Origin of the sequence: Lachnoclostridium sp. An138 (assembly GCF_002160765.1) — a bacterium.
Taxonomy (GTDB): Bacteria; Bacillota; Clostridia; order Lachnospirales; family Lachnospiraceae; genus Laedolimicola; species Laedolimicola faecalis.
The window spans coordinates 73,615-90,179 of record NZ_NFLF01000014.1 but is presented as its reverse complement, the minus strand read 5'-3'; the positions used below and the strand labels follow the sequence as shown (position 1 = coordinate 90,179).

Below are 16,565 nucleotides of genomic sequence, written 5' to 3'. Positions count from 1 at the left end.
GGATATACCCCTGCTTCAGTTTTCCAGCAGCAGATAGCTTCCATTTTCATAGAGCAGGCTGGCGCCCGCCAGCTCCTGCTCATATTCTTCATAATGAGCCGCGTCGATATACAGGACTGCCGGCTCTTTTTCATTCAGAAAGGCTTCCACGCCTCCATCCTCACAGTGGAAGTCCCCGCTGATTTCCGCCAGAAACAGCATGTTCTGATCCCACTGTCCGATATCCGCCGGATCTTCCCCGGGCACAAAGACATAAGCCTTTTCCCCTGCGTAATCCGAATCCCGGTCCGCGCTTTCCTGAATAAACAGCTGGAACGGATCTCCGTGGGCTTCCCGAATCACATGGAGATAACAGTTCCACATATAATAACCGGTCATGACAAGGCAGGCCGCCGCCAGAATCCAGACGCCCAGTCCGGCAGCCGCTTTTCCTGCGGCGGTTTTGGAACCTCTCTCCCGGCTCTGTCCGCCTGCCGCCAGAGGCGCTCTCAGCGCTTTTCCCAGCAGAACAGCCGCGCCCATGGCCAGCGGAATCGTGCAGGGATAACAGTACCAGATGAGCTTGGTTCCAATCAGGGAAAAACCAAGGAACGGAATCAGGAACCAGAACAGATATCCAAACGCGTCCTTGAGGCTTCCGTTTTCCCAGGCGTCCTTCCAGCCGCGTTTTCTCCAGAACCAGAAAGCTCCCGCCGCAAGACCCGCGATGCAGATCAGAAGGAGCCATCTGTAGATAAAGCCTTCCGCTCCGAACACGGTATCATAGTAAAAGGAAAACGGAAACTCATGACCTTCGAAATTGGAACTTCCGGTCCGGGCCAGAAGATCCACTTCCACCATCTGCCTCAAAAAGGAAAAGCCGTCTTTCGTATAACGCCAGCCGAACCACAGCAGAAGGGGCGCAAAGACAGAAAGCAGAAAAAGCCCCCACTCCTTTGCCTTGAGCCGGAACAGTTCTCCCGTTCCCAGCAGATACAGGCCGCAGACAGCCGCTATCATTCCCGCATGCCAGCTTTTCGTCAGAAAAGCCAGGGAGAACAGCAGGCCGCAGAGGTACAGCCTTTTATGGTTTTCCCGGACCCGCAGCACCGCAAGGACTGCCAGGGTGAAAAACAGCATATAAAGGGCGTCCGCGTCACCTGCCCGGGCAAGATGGGCGGAAAGCGGGCGCTCGTTGGCACAGAAAAAGCCCAGGACCAGGATCGAGGCCTCTCTGCTGTACCGCTTCGCGAATAAGGCGCAGGCAATTCCTGTGAGCAGATAGGCCAGTGCGGAGGCAAAGCGGAGCCCCAGCACGCTGTAACCAAACAGGCGGAAGCCCAGAATAATTCCCCAGTAACTGATGGAAGGTTTCAGGTTCCAGTCATCCGTCTGATAATTATAGGTATGGCGGATATAGTCGCCATTCTGAATCATTTCATAGGCATTGACCCCGTGGCGCGCCTCATCCCAGGAATCCACATACTGTACATCCAGACAGCGGAAACAGAAAAAGGCCAGCGTCAGACAGGCCGCCGCAAAAAATACCCAGTAATATTTTTCAAACAGACGCAGAAGCCCCCTGTAAAGCCGTACAGGAGCCTCCGCAAATTTTTCTGCTTTTGGCATCTTGTTTTTCCTCCCGGTGTTTGTCTCCGCAGATGAGCTTATGGGAACACGTTTCTTTTCCCGCCGCTTCTGACCGGAATCAGCCGCCATTTTCCATCATGGAGGGCAGCGTGCCGCAGTATACGCTGTACATCACAGCCGCAAACTGGTCGTAACCCGCCGCGCCCGGGTGCAGAGCGTCGCCGTCCTCAAAATTCTCCGCGCTGTTGTGCATCAGGGCCAGGGGAATCAGCTCCACATTTCTTTTTCCTTCGAACTTCTTCGCCATGGCCTGCATCAGATCCATGATCCGCTTGTCAGAACGGTTCTTGAACTCTCCCTGAAGGAAGGCTGTGCCGTCCTGGCGCACCATGGTTCCGATTTTCTCCTGATCTCCCCAGTAGATCGTATTCACAATGTATATGGGGATGTCTTTGTCATGACGGCGGATATTGTCCACCATCTGCGCGATGGCGTCCACCGTGCCGGAAGGATCGTCGCTGAGACCGTTTGTACCCAGAAAAATCTGGATCACATCCGGGTCTTTTCCGGTATACAGCTTATAGTAATTCCAGTCGAACATTTCCTGAACCGGATCATAAAAAGGCTGAATCCCCTCGCTTACACCATCAGAAAAAAACTCCGTCGGCTCCAGATAATCTTTCGCCGAAAAACCGCTTCTTCCCTCGTGGCTGTAACGGGTCCAGCCCCTTGTTCCTGTAAAGGTAATCTGATCGCCGGACAGATGGTAGATGGTGCGGTACCACTCTTTTCCGTCGGACAGACTGTCCCCCATATTCATAATGGAATACTCGCCTTCCAGCTGCTCCACCACATGGAGCGTGCTGGAAAGCGTTATCGTCTCATTGACATTGTAGTCGTAGACCGTAAGCGTCAGCGGGTAATCTCCCACCTGTTCTTCCTTTCCCGTGACCGAAAAACGGTCTTCCAGATTCTCTCCTATCTGGCAGTCCCAGTTGCAGGAATAACCATCCCGGAGACCAGACCAGACCACCTGATCGTTGTACAGCTCTATGGTGCTGCCTACCGCCACATAGATGTCCTCCGGCAGATAGGCCTCCACCTGAGGTTTATATTTGTACAGCTCTCGCTGCAGATAGATATTCCACCCGAGCAGTCCCGCGAAAAGAAGAACCACCACAGCCAGAAGAAGCTTTCTGTATTTTTTTATCATTTCTTCTCCTCCCCGGCCTGTTCCACATTTGTCTCCTTGCAGATAAAAATGGGACGGTGCTTGGTCTCCATGTAGGTTTTCGCCAGATACTCGCCCAGAATTCCGATACAAAACAGCTGAATCCCTCCGATAAATATGATAATACAGGTCATAGAAGGCCAGCCTGACACCGGATCTCCGAACATCAGCGTCCGTACAATGATAAAGCAGAGCGCCAGGAAGGCCACAAGGCAGAAAAAGATTCCCAAAAAAGCCGCCATAGCCAGGGGGGCTGTAGTAAATCCCACGATTCCTTCCACACTGTATAACAGCAGCTTCCAGAAGGACCATTTGGTCTCTCCCGCGCTGCGCTCCACGTTCTCATACTCCAGCCATTTCGTCTCAAAGCCTACCCACCCGAAAAGCCCCTTGGAGAACCGGTTGTACTCTCCCAGACGCAGAAGCTCGTTCACAAACTGCCGGGTCATCAGGCGGTAATCTCTGGCTCCATCCACGATATCCGTCTTGGAAAGCCGGTGCATCATAGCATAAAAGCGCCTGGCAAAAAAGGAGCGGATCGGGGGCTCTCCTTTACGGGTCACCCTCCGCGTCGCCACACTGTCATAGGGCTCTTCTGTAATGATCCGGTACATCTCGGGCAGCAGGGAAGGCGGGTCCTGAAGATCCACATCCATAATAGCCACATAATCCCCATCCGCATAGGAAAGACCGGCATACATGGCTGCTTCCTTTCCGAAATTCCGGGAAAAGCTCACATATTTTACTCTCGAATCCTGCTCTGCCAGCTTTTTCATTTCCGCCAGACTGGCATCTTTGGAACCGTCATTGACGAAGAGAATCTGAATCTCCGCCTTCTGACGTAAGCTGTCCGCCGTCTTTGAGATTTCATTATAAAAGATCGGAATTGCTTCCTGCTCGTTATAGCAGGGAACGATCACTGAGATCCTGTCCATACGCAGCTCCTATTACTCTTTACTGTGCTTTCTTCTTCTCGTCAAATCCCTTTGTCTCATCAATCAGGAACGGAGGCCTGTTTCTGGAAGCATCCAGCGCTCTCCAGATGTATTCGCCCAGCAGTCCCAGCATTACCATAATCACGCCGAAGGAAAAGAGCATGACGACCATCAGGGATGTCCAGCCCGGCATGTCCTCTACGCCCGAAACCCTCTGGGCCACCAGAACGACCGCCATGATCACTGCCACCACCGCATAGGCCGAACCCAGAAAGGACATGAACCGCACCGGAAAGTAGGAAAAACTCATCATGGAATCCACAACCAGTTTTATCTTCTTGGAAAGGGTCCAGCGGGATTTTCCGATTTCCCGGGCCTTCCGGTGGAAATACACCTTGTCGCTCTTGAAGCCCACCCAGAGCACCTGGAGCGTCAGAGCGGAATTCTTTTCATCCAGCATCAGAAGCACTTCGATCACCTGCCGGTCCAGCAGATAACAGTCGAAGCCTCCCTTTGGCATGTCCTTGATGACCAGCTTGCGCATCATCGTATAGTAAAGGTTGGCAAAGAATTTCTGCACCGCCCCTTCATCCCGGTCTGCCCGGACTGCCAGCACAACCTTGTTGCCTTCCTTCCATTTATCATAAAGCTGCAGAATCAGCTCGGAATCCTCCTGGAGATCCGCCTGCTTTGTCACTGCGCAGTCTCCCGTACATACGGAAAGTCCCGCCAGGATCGCGGCATGTTCCCCGAAATTCCGGGACAGCTTTACCAGCCGGACATTTTCATCTATATCCCGGATCTGGTTCATAATCTCCCAGGAATTATCTCCTGAACCGTCGTCTACAAATACAATTTCATACGCCTCCAGCTTATGAAGAATCTTCTCTTTCATATCCTGGTAAAGCAGCATCAGAGTGTCTGAGTTCCAGTATACGGGAACAATAATTGAAAGCTTGCTCATCGCCTGCGGCTTCCTCCTACTTCCTTCAGATATTCGTCATAATCGCGGATATACTCGCCTCCGTCATAATGCGTATTGGTCAGTACCAGCAGTACCGAGTCCGCGCTGAAATCATACATGTCCTTCCATACCATGGTAGGAATATAAAGTCCCATTCTCGGCCTGTTCAGCTCGATAATCTCCTCTTCAAAGCCGTTATCCACGCGGACCTTGCTGGAACCGCTCACATTGATAAGGACAAATTCCGAATTGCGGTTGGCATGCTGCCCGCGGATGATGCTGCTGTCGGAACCATAGATATAGAACACTCTCTTGATTTCAAAGGGTATGTCCATGGCTCCTTCCACCACTACCAGCTTGCCCCGTTCATCTCCCAGATCGCCAAACTCCAGGATTTTATACTGATCTTTGATACTCATACTGTCTCTCCCTGTATCTGTATTGTCCTCCGGCTTTCCCCTATTTCCCGGGAAACCGGCGGCCAGAATTAATTTTAAAACGCATTCAGCGCATCTATTACATAAGTCTGCTCTTCCTCTGTCATGCCGTTATACATGGGCAGGGAGAGAACCTCACGGGCGTACCTTTCCGTGATCGGAAAAGCCCCTTCCCTGTAGCCCAGATACTGATAAGCCTCCGACAGATGCGGCGGAATCGGATAGTGGATGATCGTTCCTATCTCTTTTTTCTCCAGATATTCCTTCAGCTCATCTCTCTGCTCACAGCGCACTACAAACTGATGCCACACGGCCGTGGCTCCTTCCTGAATGCCCGGCAGCAGAAGCTTCGGGTTCTGAATCTCCTTCAGATACCTGTCCGCTATCCGGCAGCGCTCTTCCTCACACTCCTGTACATGGCGCAGACGGACGCGGAGAAGACCTGCCTGCAGCTCATCCAGTCTGGAATTGGCGCCTACTACCTTATTATAATACCGTTTCTCGCTTCCATAATTCCGGAACACGCGGAAATCCTCCGCCAGCCCCGCGTCCCTGACAACTACGCCGCCCCCGTCTCCGAAGGCTCCGATATTTTTCGACGGATAGAAAGAAAAGCAGCCCACATCTCCGAAGGTGCCTGTCATCTGTCCGTCAAAGCAGGCGCCATGAGACTGAGCGCAGTCCTCCACCAGCTTCAGATGGTATTTATCTGTCAGCGCCTTTACAGCGGCCATATTGGAAGCCTGTCCGTAGAGATGTACCACCAGAACCGCCTTTGTGCGCTCCGTAATCTTTTCCTCAATCTTAGACACGTCAATATTATAGTATTCGTTCGGTTCCACAAAGACCGGTGTGGCGCCGTTGATCGTAATGCCCATTACGCTGGCAATATAAGTATTGCCCTGGACGATAACCTCGTCCCCTTTTCCGATTCCCAGAAGCCGGAAAGCGATCCAGAGAGCGTCCAGCCCGCTGGCAAGACCCACGCAGTAATTACCTCCTGTATAAGCCGCAAATTCCTCTTCAAAGCTCTTGACTTCATTCCCCAGCACATACCAGCCGGAACGAAGCACCTCAAGAGCTTTTGACTCAAACTCCTGCTGATACCGGAAAAAACCGCGGTCCATCCGGTTTGCCATAATCTTCATCGTGAAATCCTCACTTCCTGCGCCGCTGATTCCCTTTTCTGTTCCAATTTCAGGAATCCGGCCATTATTCTTTATCATAACATGCGCTGAAATATTCGTCAATCAGCTCCTGGCCCTCTTCCGCAAGAGAACCATCCAGTTCCGACAGGAGCGTCGTAAGCGCTGCGGCCCCTTTTCCGTTCAGATGATCCACATCAATGTAGCTCTCCTGTCCGAGATTCAGATATTCATCCCGGCAGAGGTTGAAATCCAGATATGGAATCCCGTAGCTGTCTGCCAGCTCCTGAATATACTGGTGTGCCAGATCATAGGGACCAATCTCCTCCAGATATCTGTCAAAGCTGGGCGCTGTCACGAAGACGAGACGGATTCCTTCCTCCCGGCAGAACTCCACGATTCTCTCAATATAGTCCAGCGTATAGGTTACGCCGCTGTCATTTGCCATATCCTCCGGCACATCCGTAAAATTATCCCACCAGGTAATCTCATCCGCATTCAGCTCCGCGTCCGACCAGACAAAGCCCCGGCCCGCGTAGTATTCATCCTCCAGCGCCACCGGCTCATAATTCCGGTAGCTTTCTGCCTGTTTTTTCTCCCAGACGCTCCGGATATAGGACAGGTCGCCCAGCTGCTGCCAGTTCCGGCGGAAGGGCAGAAAACGGTTGGTGTACTCGTCCGTCTCTGAGGTGGTCAGCAGAAATTGCAGTTTATTCAAAGAAAAGCGCATATAATCCGAGATGATATTTGCCTGCACCAGATCCCGGTCCTGTTTCTCTATAAACAGAAACTTGTAGTGCATGTCCAGATACACCGTCTTCAGGTCATTGTACCGGGCAGCCTCCCGCAGGAGATAATAGGAAGTATCATAGTTCTGGGAAGAAGAACCGAGATTAAAGGAGTTTTTCCCCGTAAGCTCTGTAAAAAGCTGCGGATCATAGGCCCGGAAGCAGTGAGAGCTCCCAAGAAACAGGGTATCTATATTCTCTCCACTGTCCGCTGTCTCATACAGCTCATGCATCGTAAGCCGCGTATAGCTGGAAGTGTCGTCCACCAGCAGATAATTGCAGGCTTTCATAAGCAGAGCCGTAAGCGCCAGGACTGCCGCTCCCATAATCAGAAAACCGGCAAGCCTGCTTTTTCTGCTTCTCCTGCTTTTCCCGCTTTTTTCTTTCAAGGCACCCCTCTCCTTTCCCGGAATGTCTGTTCTCTGTTCCTTTGCTATTTCCGTTTTCCATCATGGTTTACTGCTTTTTCCATCAGAACTGTGTATACAGAAACTGGCTCGTATCATAGGCGGCGCCATAGACACCCAGAATCACCACAGCAGCAATAAGCCCCGTATAAATCAGGCAGCGCAGAACTGCGTTCCGTCCCAGAATCCACTGGCGGAATCCGATTCCTTTCTCGTTTGCGATATCCTTTATCATCACCGCCAGAATTCCCAGAAGAATCAGAATCCACTCAAAGCCTGTCAGCTGCATCCCCGCGAAATCCCGGAGCCGGAAATCCGTCACAAGAATCTGAAGCATGCCCCGCAGATCTCCAAGGGAATTCACCCGGAACACCATCCAGGTCAGATCTACAAACAGAAATACCAGAACCTGCTTCACCGGGCGGGGAAGCTTCCAGTTCTTGATATCAATGATCTGGCCCACGCCGTGCAGACCGCCCCAGACAAGGAAGTGTGTTCCCGTCCCATGCCAGATCCCACTTACCAGAAACGTAATCATAATATTGACAGCCCGGCGCAGTTTCCCTTTTCTGCTTCCTCCCAGCGGGATATAGAGGTAATCCCGCAGCCAGGAGCTTAAGGACTGATGCCACCGGCGCCAGAAATCCTGCACAGAATCCGCCAGATACGGGCGCTGGAAATTGGCCAGCAGATCGAAGCCCAGGATCTGGGCCGTTCCTCTGGCAATGTCCGTATATCCCGCGAAATCGCAGTAGATCTGAAACGCATACAATACCGTAGTCAGAACAATCTCCACGCCGCCGAAGGCGCCGAACTGACTGTAGACCGCATTCACCGGAACCGCGATCCGGTCCGCGATCAGAAGCTTCTCGCAGAGTCCCCAGAGAATCAGGAGGCCGCCGTTCCGGATACGCTGGATATCACGCACATTTTTCCCCGGAAGCTCCCGAATCTGAGCCAGCAGATTACCGCTCCGCTCGATAGGTCCCTGCACCAGCTTGGGGAAGAAAGCTTGAAACAGAGCAAACCTCAGCAGATTTTTCTCTGCTTCCGCCCTGCCCTTCCATACGTCCGCCAGATAACCGATGGCCTGAAAAGTGTAAAAGGAAATTCCCACAGGAAGCAGCAGCCCCAGACGGTTGTATTTGAAAAAGCTTAAGGCAGCCACATGAAAGACAATCACTGCTCCAAACAGAAGCCGCCCCTGCGCTTCCGAAATGTTTCTGCGCTTCTCCAGACCCAGCGCTCCCAGCCAGGTCACAAGCGTAGAACCCAGAAGCACCAGCAGATATTCAATTCCAAAGCTTAAGCAGAACACGTAGCTGGCCGCAAGAAGCCAGGCTGCCCGGGCTCTGCCCGGCAGCGCCAGATATATCAGCCATAAGATTGGAAAGAAGGCCAGAAAGGCCAGTGAAGTAAATCCCATAATTTTCTCCGCTTATCTGTCCGCTTTTTTTCTCAGTTTTCCGTAAAGGAGAAAATCAAGCAGCCAGAATTTCTTGGTAACCACAATGATCGCCGCCGTAATAAGACTCATCACCGCAAAGGAGGCAAAGGCAAATCCCAGCCCCTCCCAGGTGTAAAGATAATAAGTCCTGCCCTGATTCAGCACGGTGGCAAAATGGAAATGCAGCACATAGATCTCCAGCGTATATCCGCCCAGGAAAGCCAGAAACCTCTTGAACCGCCCCTCCTTCAGGAACCGAATCAGAAGGCCGGCCGCCAGGCAGCCAGTGAAGGAGGCCAGAATCTGGCGTCCCAGCAGAAAGAGAGTGCTTACATCCTGCAGATCCCAGACGGCCGCCATTAGAATCAGCGCCAGCAGGGAAGCCGCGCACACCAGTTTTTTCATGCTCTCCGGTATCCGCCGAATCCATTCCCTGTATTCTCCCGCCAGATAGCCTGCCAGGTAAAAAGGCAGATACAGCCTTGTCAGGCCGGGGCTTAAAAATTCCCATCCAAGCAGGGTCTCCAGAACCACAAAGGCCGCAAGGGCCAGATACACCAGCCAGAAGGCCGCCTTTGCGTGTTTTCTGTACGCCCCGTCCTTCCATTTTGAGACCGTCCCTTCCGCCAGCTGCGCCGTGTAAATCATGACTGTCAGGATAAAGAGGGTCATCAGAAACCAGAGCCCGTTATCCAGGTCAAACAGCGTATCCCGGACGCTGGAAAGAGGGTGCCGCGGATGCAGCAGAATGAGCCAGAAGAAAAAAGGCGTCAGATAGGCCAGGGCTCTTTTCTTCAGAATGTTCCCATAATCCCGGAGACTCTCCACATGTCTCCCGATTCCGCACAAATAGCCGCTGACCATAATGAACAGCGGCATCTGCACTACTTTAATCACATCATATACATACGGATCTTCCATGTGGTTCCAGACCAGAACATGTCCTGCCATGACCAGCAGAATAGCTGCGCCCTTGATGGCGTCGATGGTCTGGCTGCGCGGCTTCCCGCGCGCTCCTGTCTTTTCACTCATAGGCTTCTTTTCACCCGCTTTTGTGCGAGGTTACTCCTCATTCATCTTCGCAAGCTTGGCGGCCTGATCAGCAGCTATGCAGGCATCAATAATTTCCTGAATGTCTCCATTCAGAATTTTATCCAGTTTATACAGGGTTAAACCGATTCTGTGATCTGTCACACGGCCCTGGGGGAAGTTATAGGTACGGATCTTCTCGGAACGGTCTCCTGTTCCGATCTGGCTCCTTCGGGCCTCCGCCTCAGCGTCATGGGCCTTCTGGCACTTAATATCGTACAGCTTCGCCCGCAGAAGAGCGAAGGCTTTTGCTTTGTTCTGAAGCTGAGATTTCTCCGTCTGGCTGTATACCACGATTCCCGTAGGATAATGGGTCAGACGGACGGCGGAGTCTGTGGTGTTGACGCACTGTCCGCCGTTTCCGGAAGCACGCATGACATCGATTCGGATATCCTTCTCATCAATCTGCACATCCACCTCTTCCGCTTCAGGCATCACTGCCACTGTAACCGTGGAAGTGTGGATTCTTCCGCCGGACTCTGTCTCAGGCACACGCTGAACCCGGTGTACCCCGGATTCGTATTTCATTACGGAATACGCGCCCTGTCCCTGGATCATAAAGGTCACGCTCTTCATTCCGCCGATTCCGATCTCATCCGCTTCCATCACTTCTACCTTCCAGCGGCGGCTTTCCGCATAATGCACATACATCCGGTAGATTTCTGCGGCAAAGAGCGCAGCCTCGTCTCCGCCCGCTCCTGCCCGGATCTCCACGATTACGTTCTTATCGTCATTGGGGTCTTTCGGCAGAAGCAGCACCTTCAGGGTATGCTCCAGTTCCTCGATACGCGCCTTTGCTCCGGAAAGCTCTTCCTTCAGCATCTCACGCATCTCCTCGTCGTTCTCCTCCTCCAGCATCTGAAGGCTTTCTTCCACCGTTTCCTTACATTTTTTATATTCCTTATACGCATCCACAATGGGCTGCAGATCACTCTGCTCCTTCATCAGCCTGCGGAACCGTTCCTGATCGTTCACCACGGAAGGCTCGTTCAGCTCGTTCATCAGATCCTCATAGCGCAGAAGCAGATCGTCCAGCTTGTCAAACATATCTTTCCCTCCATCATATATTTCAGTCAAAGCGGAAATATCCGCATCAGTTTTCTTTTTCTTCTGTTTCTCCGGGTCCTCTGCGGCCTCGGACTACCCGGTCCAGTCCGGCCAGATCCCGGACCGTCTCAATTTCGTCAAATCCCCGGTCCCGCAAAAGACCGGATACGCTCTCCGCCTGGTCAAAACCGATTTCCAGGCAGAGCAGGCCGCCGGGTTTCAGATACCGGGGCGCTTCTTCGGCTATCCGCCTGTAAAAGTAAAGGCCGTCCTCATGGCCGTCCAGAGCCATATACGGTTCCCGGCAGCGCACCTCCTCCATCAGTTCCTGAATCTCAGCCCGTCTGATGTAGGGAGGATTGGACACAATCAAATCAAAAGTTCCCTCTATATTTTCAAACAGGTCTCCCTGCACAAGCTCCGCCTGAATCCCCAGACGCTCACAGTTCCGTCCGGCCGTCTCAAGGGCTCCCCGGGACAGATCGGCCCCGGTTCCTTCCGCTTCCGGACAGAAATGCAGAAGGCTCAGCAGAATACACCCCGATCCGGTACACAGATCCAGCACACGCATTCCCGGCTTCAGATATTTCAGAGCCTCCTCCACCAGAATCTCCGTATCCTGCCGCGGAATCAGCACCTGATCATTCACCAGGAAAGACAGGCCCATAAACTCCTGCTCTCCTGTGATATACTGCAGAGGAATTCTCTTCTCCCGCTTCGCAAGCCCTTCGGAAAAGCGTCTCTCCTGCTCTTCCCCCAGCTTTTCTTCCGGATATGCCAGATAATGGCTCCTGCTCACACCGGAAGCCCATTCCAGAAGATACCAGGCGTCCAGCTCTGCCTCCGGCACGCCCGCCTTCCGGAGCCGGACCGCTCCTTCCCTGCAGGCTTCCCGGAGAGTCAAGCCTTTTCCTCCAGTACCTCTTCGATCTCCCGGGGCTCTTCTTTCTGCTCCAGTATCTCCCCAATCTCCCGGGGCTCTTCTTTCTGCTCTGGCGCCTCTTCTGTCTCCTGAACTTCTTTTTTCTGCTCCGGCTCCTCTTCTGTCTTCTGAGCTTCTTTTTCCTGCTCCGGCTCCTCTTCTGTCTTCTGAGCTTCTTTTTCCTGCTCCGGTGCCTCTTCTATCTCTCTTCCCTGCCAGGCTCTCCAGTCAAAAACTGCTTCCACAGCCGCGATCGCCACTTCTATCATACTGTCGTCCGGCTCTTTGGTGGTCAGAGCCTGCAGCCACATACCGGGACGGCTTAAGATTCCCACAAGCTTGTTGTCCGTATTTCCGGCCAGCCGGATAAATTCATAGGAGACTCCCGCAATCACCGGCACCAGGGCCACACGAAATACCACCCGGAGAATCGGAGAATCTACACGGATGAAAATAAAGAAAATAATGCTGACTACCATGACAATCAGCATAAAGCTGGTTCCGCAGCGCTTGTGGTGCTTGGAGCTTTTCCGCACATTTTCCACATTCAGCTCCAGGCCGTTCTCCACACAGTTGATGCATTTATGTTCAGCGCCATGATACTGAAACACCCTCTGGATATCCTTCATCAGAGAAATCAGGAGTACATATCCGATAAACAAGAGCAGACGGATCGCGCCTTCAATGACCGCCAGCACCGTATCTGACACGATCACATTGCGCAGGAGAGCCGCCGCAAAATAAGGAAGTATCATAAAGATCGCCACTGCCATCACTATGGAAAAGGCGACCGTTATTCCCATAACTACCTTTTCAGCCCGCTCTCCGAACAGCTTCTGGACCGCCACATCCGCCTTGGAAGGCTGCGCCTCCTCCTCGTCATAGAAGCTGGCGGAAAAAGTCAGGCATTTCATACCCAGAACCAGAGAATCCACAAAGCTTACCACACCCCGGACAATCGGAATCTTTTTCAGTTTTCTGCTTCCGATTCCCTCATAGGTGCTCAAGTGTACCTCTATCTCTCCGTCAGGCTTGCGGACGCCTACGGAATACACATCCTGATTTTTCATCATGATGCCTTCCAGAACGGCCTGCCCTCCGATTCCTGAAGATTTTCCCGCTGTACTCATCAATATTTTTCCTCCATGCATAGATACAAAACCGTGCGGCCCTTCACAGATTTTTCTGTGAAACAAAAAGGGTGAGATTGTCCAACCTCACCCCTTGCTCACACTTCTTATTTCGTGATGCCATATTTACGATTGAATTTATCAATACGTCCGCGAGCTGCCGCAGCCTTCTGCTGTCCTGTGTAGAATGAGTGACATTTGGAGCAGATTTCAACGTGGATGTCCTTCTTTGTGGAACCTGTCACAAATGTGTTGCCGCAGTTGCAGGTTACGGTTGCCTGATAATACTCCGGATGGATTCCTTCCTTCATGATTTTCACCTCTTCATTCATATTTTGTGAACTTCTGTTACTATAATTCCCGGCCAATGCCGCTCCGATGTTTCCACGGCAAGATATCCCGGGCTATCCCTGCAAGTCCCTGCAGTTAAGCTGCCTGTACGACAGCTTTTAGATTATAGCACAGAAGAATCGGAATTTCAACCCAAACTTGTGTTTTTAGATAAATCTGGTCTTTTTCACCATCTGAACAAATTCCGTATTATTCCGGGTGCGGTCAAACATATTCAGCACATTCTCCACCGCGTCCTCCGGCTTCAGGCCGTTCAGGCCCTTGCGGATAATCTCCATGGCCTCCATCTCTTCCTGGGTAAGCAGCAGATCCTCCCGCCGCGTACCTGACTTTGGAATATCGATGGCCGGGAATACTCTTTTCTCCTGGAGCTTCCGGTTCAATACCAGCTCCATGTTTCCGGTTCCCTTGAACTCCTCGTAAATCACATCATCCATCTTGCTTCCGGTCTCCACGAGAGCTGTGGCCAGAATCGTCAGGCTGCCTCCCTCCCGCATGTTCCGGGCCGCTCCGAAAAACCGCTTCGGCATATGCAGGGCCGCCGGATCAAGACCCCCGGACAGAGTACGGCCGCTGGGCGGAACCGTCAGGTTGTAGGCCCGGGCCAGACGGGTGATGCTGTCCAGAAGAATAATGACATCCTTTTTATGCTCCACCAGACGCTTTGCCCGCTCAATCACCATCTCGGACACTCTCTTGTGATGCTCCGGCAGCTCGTCGAAAGTAGAATGAATCACTTCCACATTCGGTCCCTCGATGGCTTCCTTGATATCTGTAACCTCCTCGGGCCGCTCATCGATCAGAAGGATCAGAAGCTGCATCTCCGGGTGGTTGCGGGTGACGGATTTTGCCACGTCCTTCAGAAGAGTGGTCTTTCCTGCTTTCGGCGGGGAAACGATCATACCTCTCTGTCCCTTTCCGATAGGGGAAATCAGATCCACGATCCGCATGGCTGTGCTTCCGCCCGGCCGCTCCAGATGAATTCTCTCATTGGGGAAAATGGGCGTCAGGTCCTCAAAGTTTCTTCTCTTGGCTGCCTCTTCCGGCCGGCAGCCGTTGATGGATTTCAGATAGAGAAGGGCCGCGAACTTTTCTGTCTGGGCTTTTACCTTCACATTTCCGCAGAGAATATCTCCGGTCTTCAGATTGTATCTGCGGATCATGGCAGGATTGATGTAAATGTCATTTTCTCCCGGCAGATAATTGTCGCTCCGGATAAAACCGTAGCCATCTCCCAGCACTTCCAGGATTCCCGTAACCACCTGCCCGCTGTCCAGATTAGACGCGTCCTGGGCGGGAAGGGGCTGGCGCTCTGCCCTCTCCGCTCGTTCTCTGCGTTCCTGCCTGTCTGCCCGCTCCGTTTTCACATGGTGCTCTGAATACTCTGCTCTTTCTGCTCTTTCCGATCTCTCGTTCCGCTCCGTTTTTTCTGATCTCTCTGATCTCTCCGCTCTCTCGCTCTTTTCCCGATATTCTGTCCGTTCCTTCTTCCCGGCTGCTTCCCGTTCTTTCTGAATTCTCATTTCCTCGTCTTTTTCCAGCATCAGATCAATGAGATCCCCTTTTTTCATCCCTGAGGTCTTTTTCAGCTCCCTGGCTTTCGCGATCTCTTTCAGCTCAGCCAGCGGCAGGGACTCATACTGTTCTCTTGTCATTCCATATCCTCCTCACGATTCTCATATTGATATCTGCCGTGTTCATAAAACCACAGGGCAGTATGTTTCTTTTTCTTTTGGGAATTCCGCCAGACAGATTCGGCGGATTGAATGATTATGTCTGCATTATAGCGCATTTTCCTGTATTGTGCAAACTGAAATTGCTTCACATCCGCTGAAACTGATGTTAAAATAAGGAGAGCCGGCTGGATCTCTCTGCTTTTATGAAAAAAGGCTGCCGGACTCAAAATTTTCCGGAGGTTTTTACCGTGTTAAAAAAACTCATTCTTCCGATTTACCTTCAGAGCCACAGGCTTCTGATGAAAATATGCTGGAACCTGTTCATCCATTTTCCCCTTGACCGGAAAAAGATCGTCTTCAGCAATTTCAACGGCGGCGGTTTCGGGGACAACCCAAGCTTTATCGCCCGGGAATTTCTGCGCCGGAAGGCCGGCTGGAAGCTGTACTGGACGGCGGCGGGCGACTACGATCTGCCGGAAGGCATCCGTCCCGTCCGTCCGAATACCGTCGCCTTTGCCTGGCATATGGCGACGGCCGGCACCTGGGTGGACGATACCCGGAAGCTTTACTATTTCAAAAAAAGGCCGGAGCAGTTCTACATTCAGACCTGGCACGGCGGCCTGGGTCTGAAAAAGGTGGAGAAGGACTGCGAATCCGCCCTTTCTCCCGAATATGTGGCATACGCCAAAATCGATTCCCAGAATATGGACCTTCTGCTGGCCTGCTGCCGCTGGGAAAGCGAATCTTACCGGGAGGCTTTCTGGTACGACGGGCCGATTCTGGAAAAGGGAATCCCGAAAAACGACATCTATTTTGAGGACCCCGCCCCCTATATTCAGAAGGTTCTCACTCATTTCGGACTGCCGGAGGGAACAAAGCTTGCCCTCTACGCTCCCACCTACCGGGACAGCCGTAAGACAGACATGTATAACCTGAATTATGAGCAGCTCCTTGCCGCTCTGGAAAAGCGCTTCGGCGGAAGCTGGGCCGTGCTTGTCCGCATGCACCCCAATGTGAGCTACAAGGATTACCCGCTGACCTATACGGACCGGATTCTGAATGCCAGCCCCTACGAAAACATGCAGGAGCTTCTGGTGGCCAGCGATGTCATCATCAGCGACTATTCCGGCTGTGCCTTTGATTTTCCGATGATCGGGAAACCCGGTTTCCTGTACGCGGAAGATTACGAGGAAATGAAGCGGACAAAGGATTATTATTTTGATCTGAAGGATCTTCCCTTCACTCTGGCTCTGACCAACGAGGAACTGATGGAACAGATCGGGACCTTTGACGAAGAGGACTACCGGCGGAAATGCAAGGATTTCTGCGATATGCTGGGCTTCTACGACGACGGACACGCCTCAGAAGCTGTGGCAGACATCATTATGGAAAAAATGCAGGAAAAGGAATGATTCTCACGAGTCATT

Annotated in this window: 15 protein-coding genes; 1 reads left to right on the top strand and 14 read right to left on the bottom strand. The window is 52.3% G+C overall.

Features of this window, described 5'->3' with window-relative positions:
* Window positions 1-15 precede the first annotated feature (15 nt).
* The 14 genes from B5E82_RS12320 to rho form a co-directional block, all read right to left on the bottom strand.
* Window positions 16-1,608: an ArnT family glycosyltransferase gene (locus B5E82_RS12320; protein WP_162610771.1), complete on the bottom strand. Its 1,593-nt coding sequence runs from the start codon at window positions 1,606-1,608 to the stop codon at window positions 16-18.
* A 79-nt stretch (window positions 1,609-1,687) separates the two neighbouring features.
* Window positions 1,688-2,782, bottom strand: a complete 1,095-nt coding sequence (locus B5E82_RS12315) for an SGNH/GDSL hydrolase family protein (RefSeq protein ID WP_087307870.1) — start codon at window positions 2,780-2,782, stop codon at window positions 1,688-1,690.
* A complete protein-coding gene (locus B5E82_RS12310) occupies window positions 2,779-3,735 on the bottom strand; it encodes a glycosyltransferase family 2 protein (RefSeq protein WP_087307868.1) in 957 nt (318 codons plus the stop codon). The genes B5E82_RS12315 and B5E82_RS12310 overlap by 4 nt, the downstream gene beginning before the upstream one ends.
* A gap of 19 nt (window positions 3,736-3,754) precedes the next feature.
* Window positions 3,755-4,699: a glycosyltransferase family 2 protein gene (locus tag B5E82_RS12305; protein ID WP_087307866.1), complete on the bottom strand. Its 945-nt coding sequence runs from the start codon at window positions 4,697-4,699 to the stop codon at window positions 3,755-3,757.
* The gene (locus B5E82_RS12300) at window positions 4,696-5,118 is read right to left on the bottom strand and encodes a sugar 3,4-ketoisomerase (protein WP_087307864.1); all 423 of its coding nucleotides are present in this window, start codon (window positions 5,116-5,118) and stop codon (window positions 4,696-4,698) included. The genes B5E82_RS12305 and B5E82_RS12300 overlap by 4 nt, the downstream gene beginning before the upstream one ends.
* A 74-nt stretch (window positions 5,119-5,192) precedes the next feature.
* Window positions 5,193-6,284 (bottom strand): DegT/DnrJ/EryC1/StrS family aminotransferase, encoded by a 1,092-nt coding sequence (locus B5E82_RS12295; RefSeq protein ID WP_087307889.1) that lies wholly within the window; start codon window positions 6,282-6,284, stop codon window positions 5,193-5,195.
* 64 nt (window positions 6,285-6,348) lie between these two features.
* A complete protein-coding gene (locus B5E82_RS12290) occupies window positions 6,349-7,458 on the bottom strand; it encodes a hypothetical protein (protein WP_087307861.1) in 1,110 nt (369 codons plus the stop codon).
* 82 nt (window positions 7,459-7,540) lie between these two features.
* Entirely contained in the window at window positions 7,541-8,902 is a 1,362-nt protein-coding gene (locus B5E82_RS12285) for an MBOAT family O-acyltransferase (protein WP_087307859.1), read from the bottom strand.
* Between the two features lie 12 nt (window positions 8,903-8,914).
* A complete protein-coding gene (locus B5E82_RS12280) occupies window positions 8,915-9,955 on the bottom strand; it encodes an acyltransferase family protein (protein ID WP_087307857.1) in 1,041 nt (346 codons plus the stop codon).
* A 30-nt stretch (window positions 9,956-9,985) separates the two neighbouring features.
* On the bottom strand, window positions 9,986-11,059 hold the full coding sequence (prfA, locus tag B5E82_RS12275) for a peptide chain release factor 1 (protein ID WP_087307856.1): 1,074 nt from the start codon (window positions 11,057-11,059) through the stop codon (window positions 9,986-9,988).
* A gap of 46 nt (window positions 11,060-11,105) precedes the next feature.
* Window positions 11,106-11,963, bottom strand: a complete 858-nt coding sequence (gene prmC / locus B5E82_RS12270) for a peptide chain release factor N(5)-glutamine methyltransferase (protein ID WP_087307854.1) — start codon at window positions 11,961-11,963, stop codon at window positions 11,106-11,108.
* Complete coding sequence (locus B5E82_RS12265) at window positions 11,960-13,111, bottom strand: DUF1385 domain-containing protein (RefSeq protein WP_087307853.1); 1,152 nt, start codon at window positions 13,109-13,111, stop codon at window positions 11,960-11,962. Before B5E82_RS12265 ends, prmC begins: the two co-directional genes overlap by 4 nt.
* Window positions 13,112-13,218: 107 nt before the next feature.
* The gene (rpmE, locus tag B5E82_RS12260) at window positions 13,219-13,422 is read right to left on the bottom strand and encodes a 50S ribosomal protein L31 (protein WP_178038777.1); all 204 of its coding nucleotides are present in this window, start codon (window positions 13,420-13,422) and stop codon (window positions 13,219-13,221) included.
* A gap of 186 nt (window positions 13,423-13,608) precedes the next feature.
* On the bottom strand, window positions 13,609-15,117 hold the full coding sequence (rho, locus tag B5E82_RS12255) for a transcription termination factor Rho (protein WP_087307850.1): 1,509 nt from the start codon (window positions 15,115-15,117) through the stop codon (window positions 13,609-13,611).
* 269 nt (window positions 15,118-15,386) lie between these two features.
* On the opposite strand from rho, the gene B5E82_RS12245 reads away from it, so the two are divergent.
* Window positions 15,387-16,550 (top strand): CDP-glycerol glycerophosphotransferase family protein, encoded by a 1,164-nt coding sequence (locus B5E82_RS12245; protein WP_162610770.1) that lies wholly within the window; start codon window positions 15,387-15,389, stop codon window positions 16,548-16,550.
* The last annotated feature ends 15 nt before the right edge of the window (window positions 16,551-16,565 follow it).

Coding starts and splice junctions, on each gene's coding strand:
- rpmE (WP_178038777.1), bottom strand. CDS start 13,422: ATGAAGGAAGGAATCCATCCGGAGTATTATCAGGCAACCGTAACCTGC.
- B5E82_RS12300 (WP_087307864.1), bottom strand. CDS start 5,118: ATGAGTATCAAAGATCAGTATAAAATCCTGGAGTTTGGCGATCTGGGA.
- rho (WP_087307850.1), bottom strand. CDS start 15,117: ATGACAAGAGAACAGTATGAGTCCCTGCCGCTGGCTGAGCTGAAAGAG.
- B5E82_RS12320 (WP_162610771.1), bottom strand. CDS start 1,608: ATGCCAAAAGCAGAAAAATTTGCGGAGGCTCCTGTACGGCTTTACAGG.
- B5E82_RS12310 (WP_087307868.1), bottom strand. CDS start 3,735: ATGGACAGGATCTCAGTGATCGTTCCCTGCTATAACGAGCAGGAAGCA.
- B5E82_RS12280 (WP_087307857.1), bottom strand. CDS start 9,955: ATGAGTGAAAAGACAGGAGCGCGCGGGAAGCCGCGCAGCCAGACCATC.
- prfA (WP_087307856.1), bottom strand. CDS start 11,059: ATGTTTGACAAGCTGGACGATCTGCTTCTGCGCTATGAGGATCTGATG.
- B5E82_RS12305 (WP_087307866.1), bottom strand. CDS start 4,699: ATGAGCAAGCTTTCAATTATTGTTCCCGTATACTGGAACTCAGACACT.
- B5E82_RS12285 (WP_087307859.1), bottom strand. CDS start 8,902: ATGGGATTTACTTCACTGGCCTTTCTGGCCTTCTTTCCAATCTTATGG.
- B5E82_RS12295 (WP_087307889.1), bottom strand. CDS start 6,284: ATGAAGATTATGGCAAACCGGATGGACCGCGGTTTTTTCCGGTATCAG.
- B5E82_RS12265 (WP_087307853.1), bottom strand. CDS start 13,111: ATGAGTACAGCGGGAAAATCTTCAGGAATCGGAGGGCAGGCCGTTCTG.
- B5E82_RS12315 (WP_087307870.1), bottom strand. CDS start 2,782: ATGATAAAAAAATACAGAAAGCTTCTTCTGGCTGTGGTGGTTCTTCTT.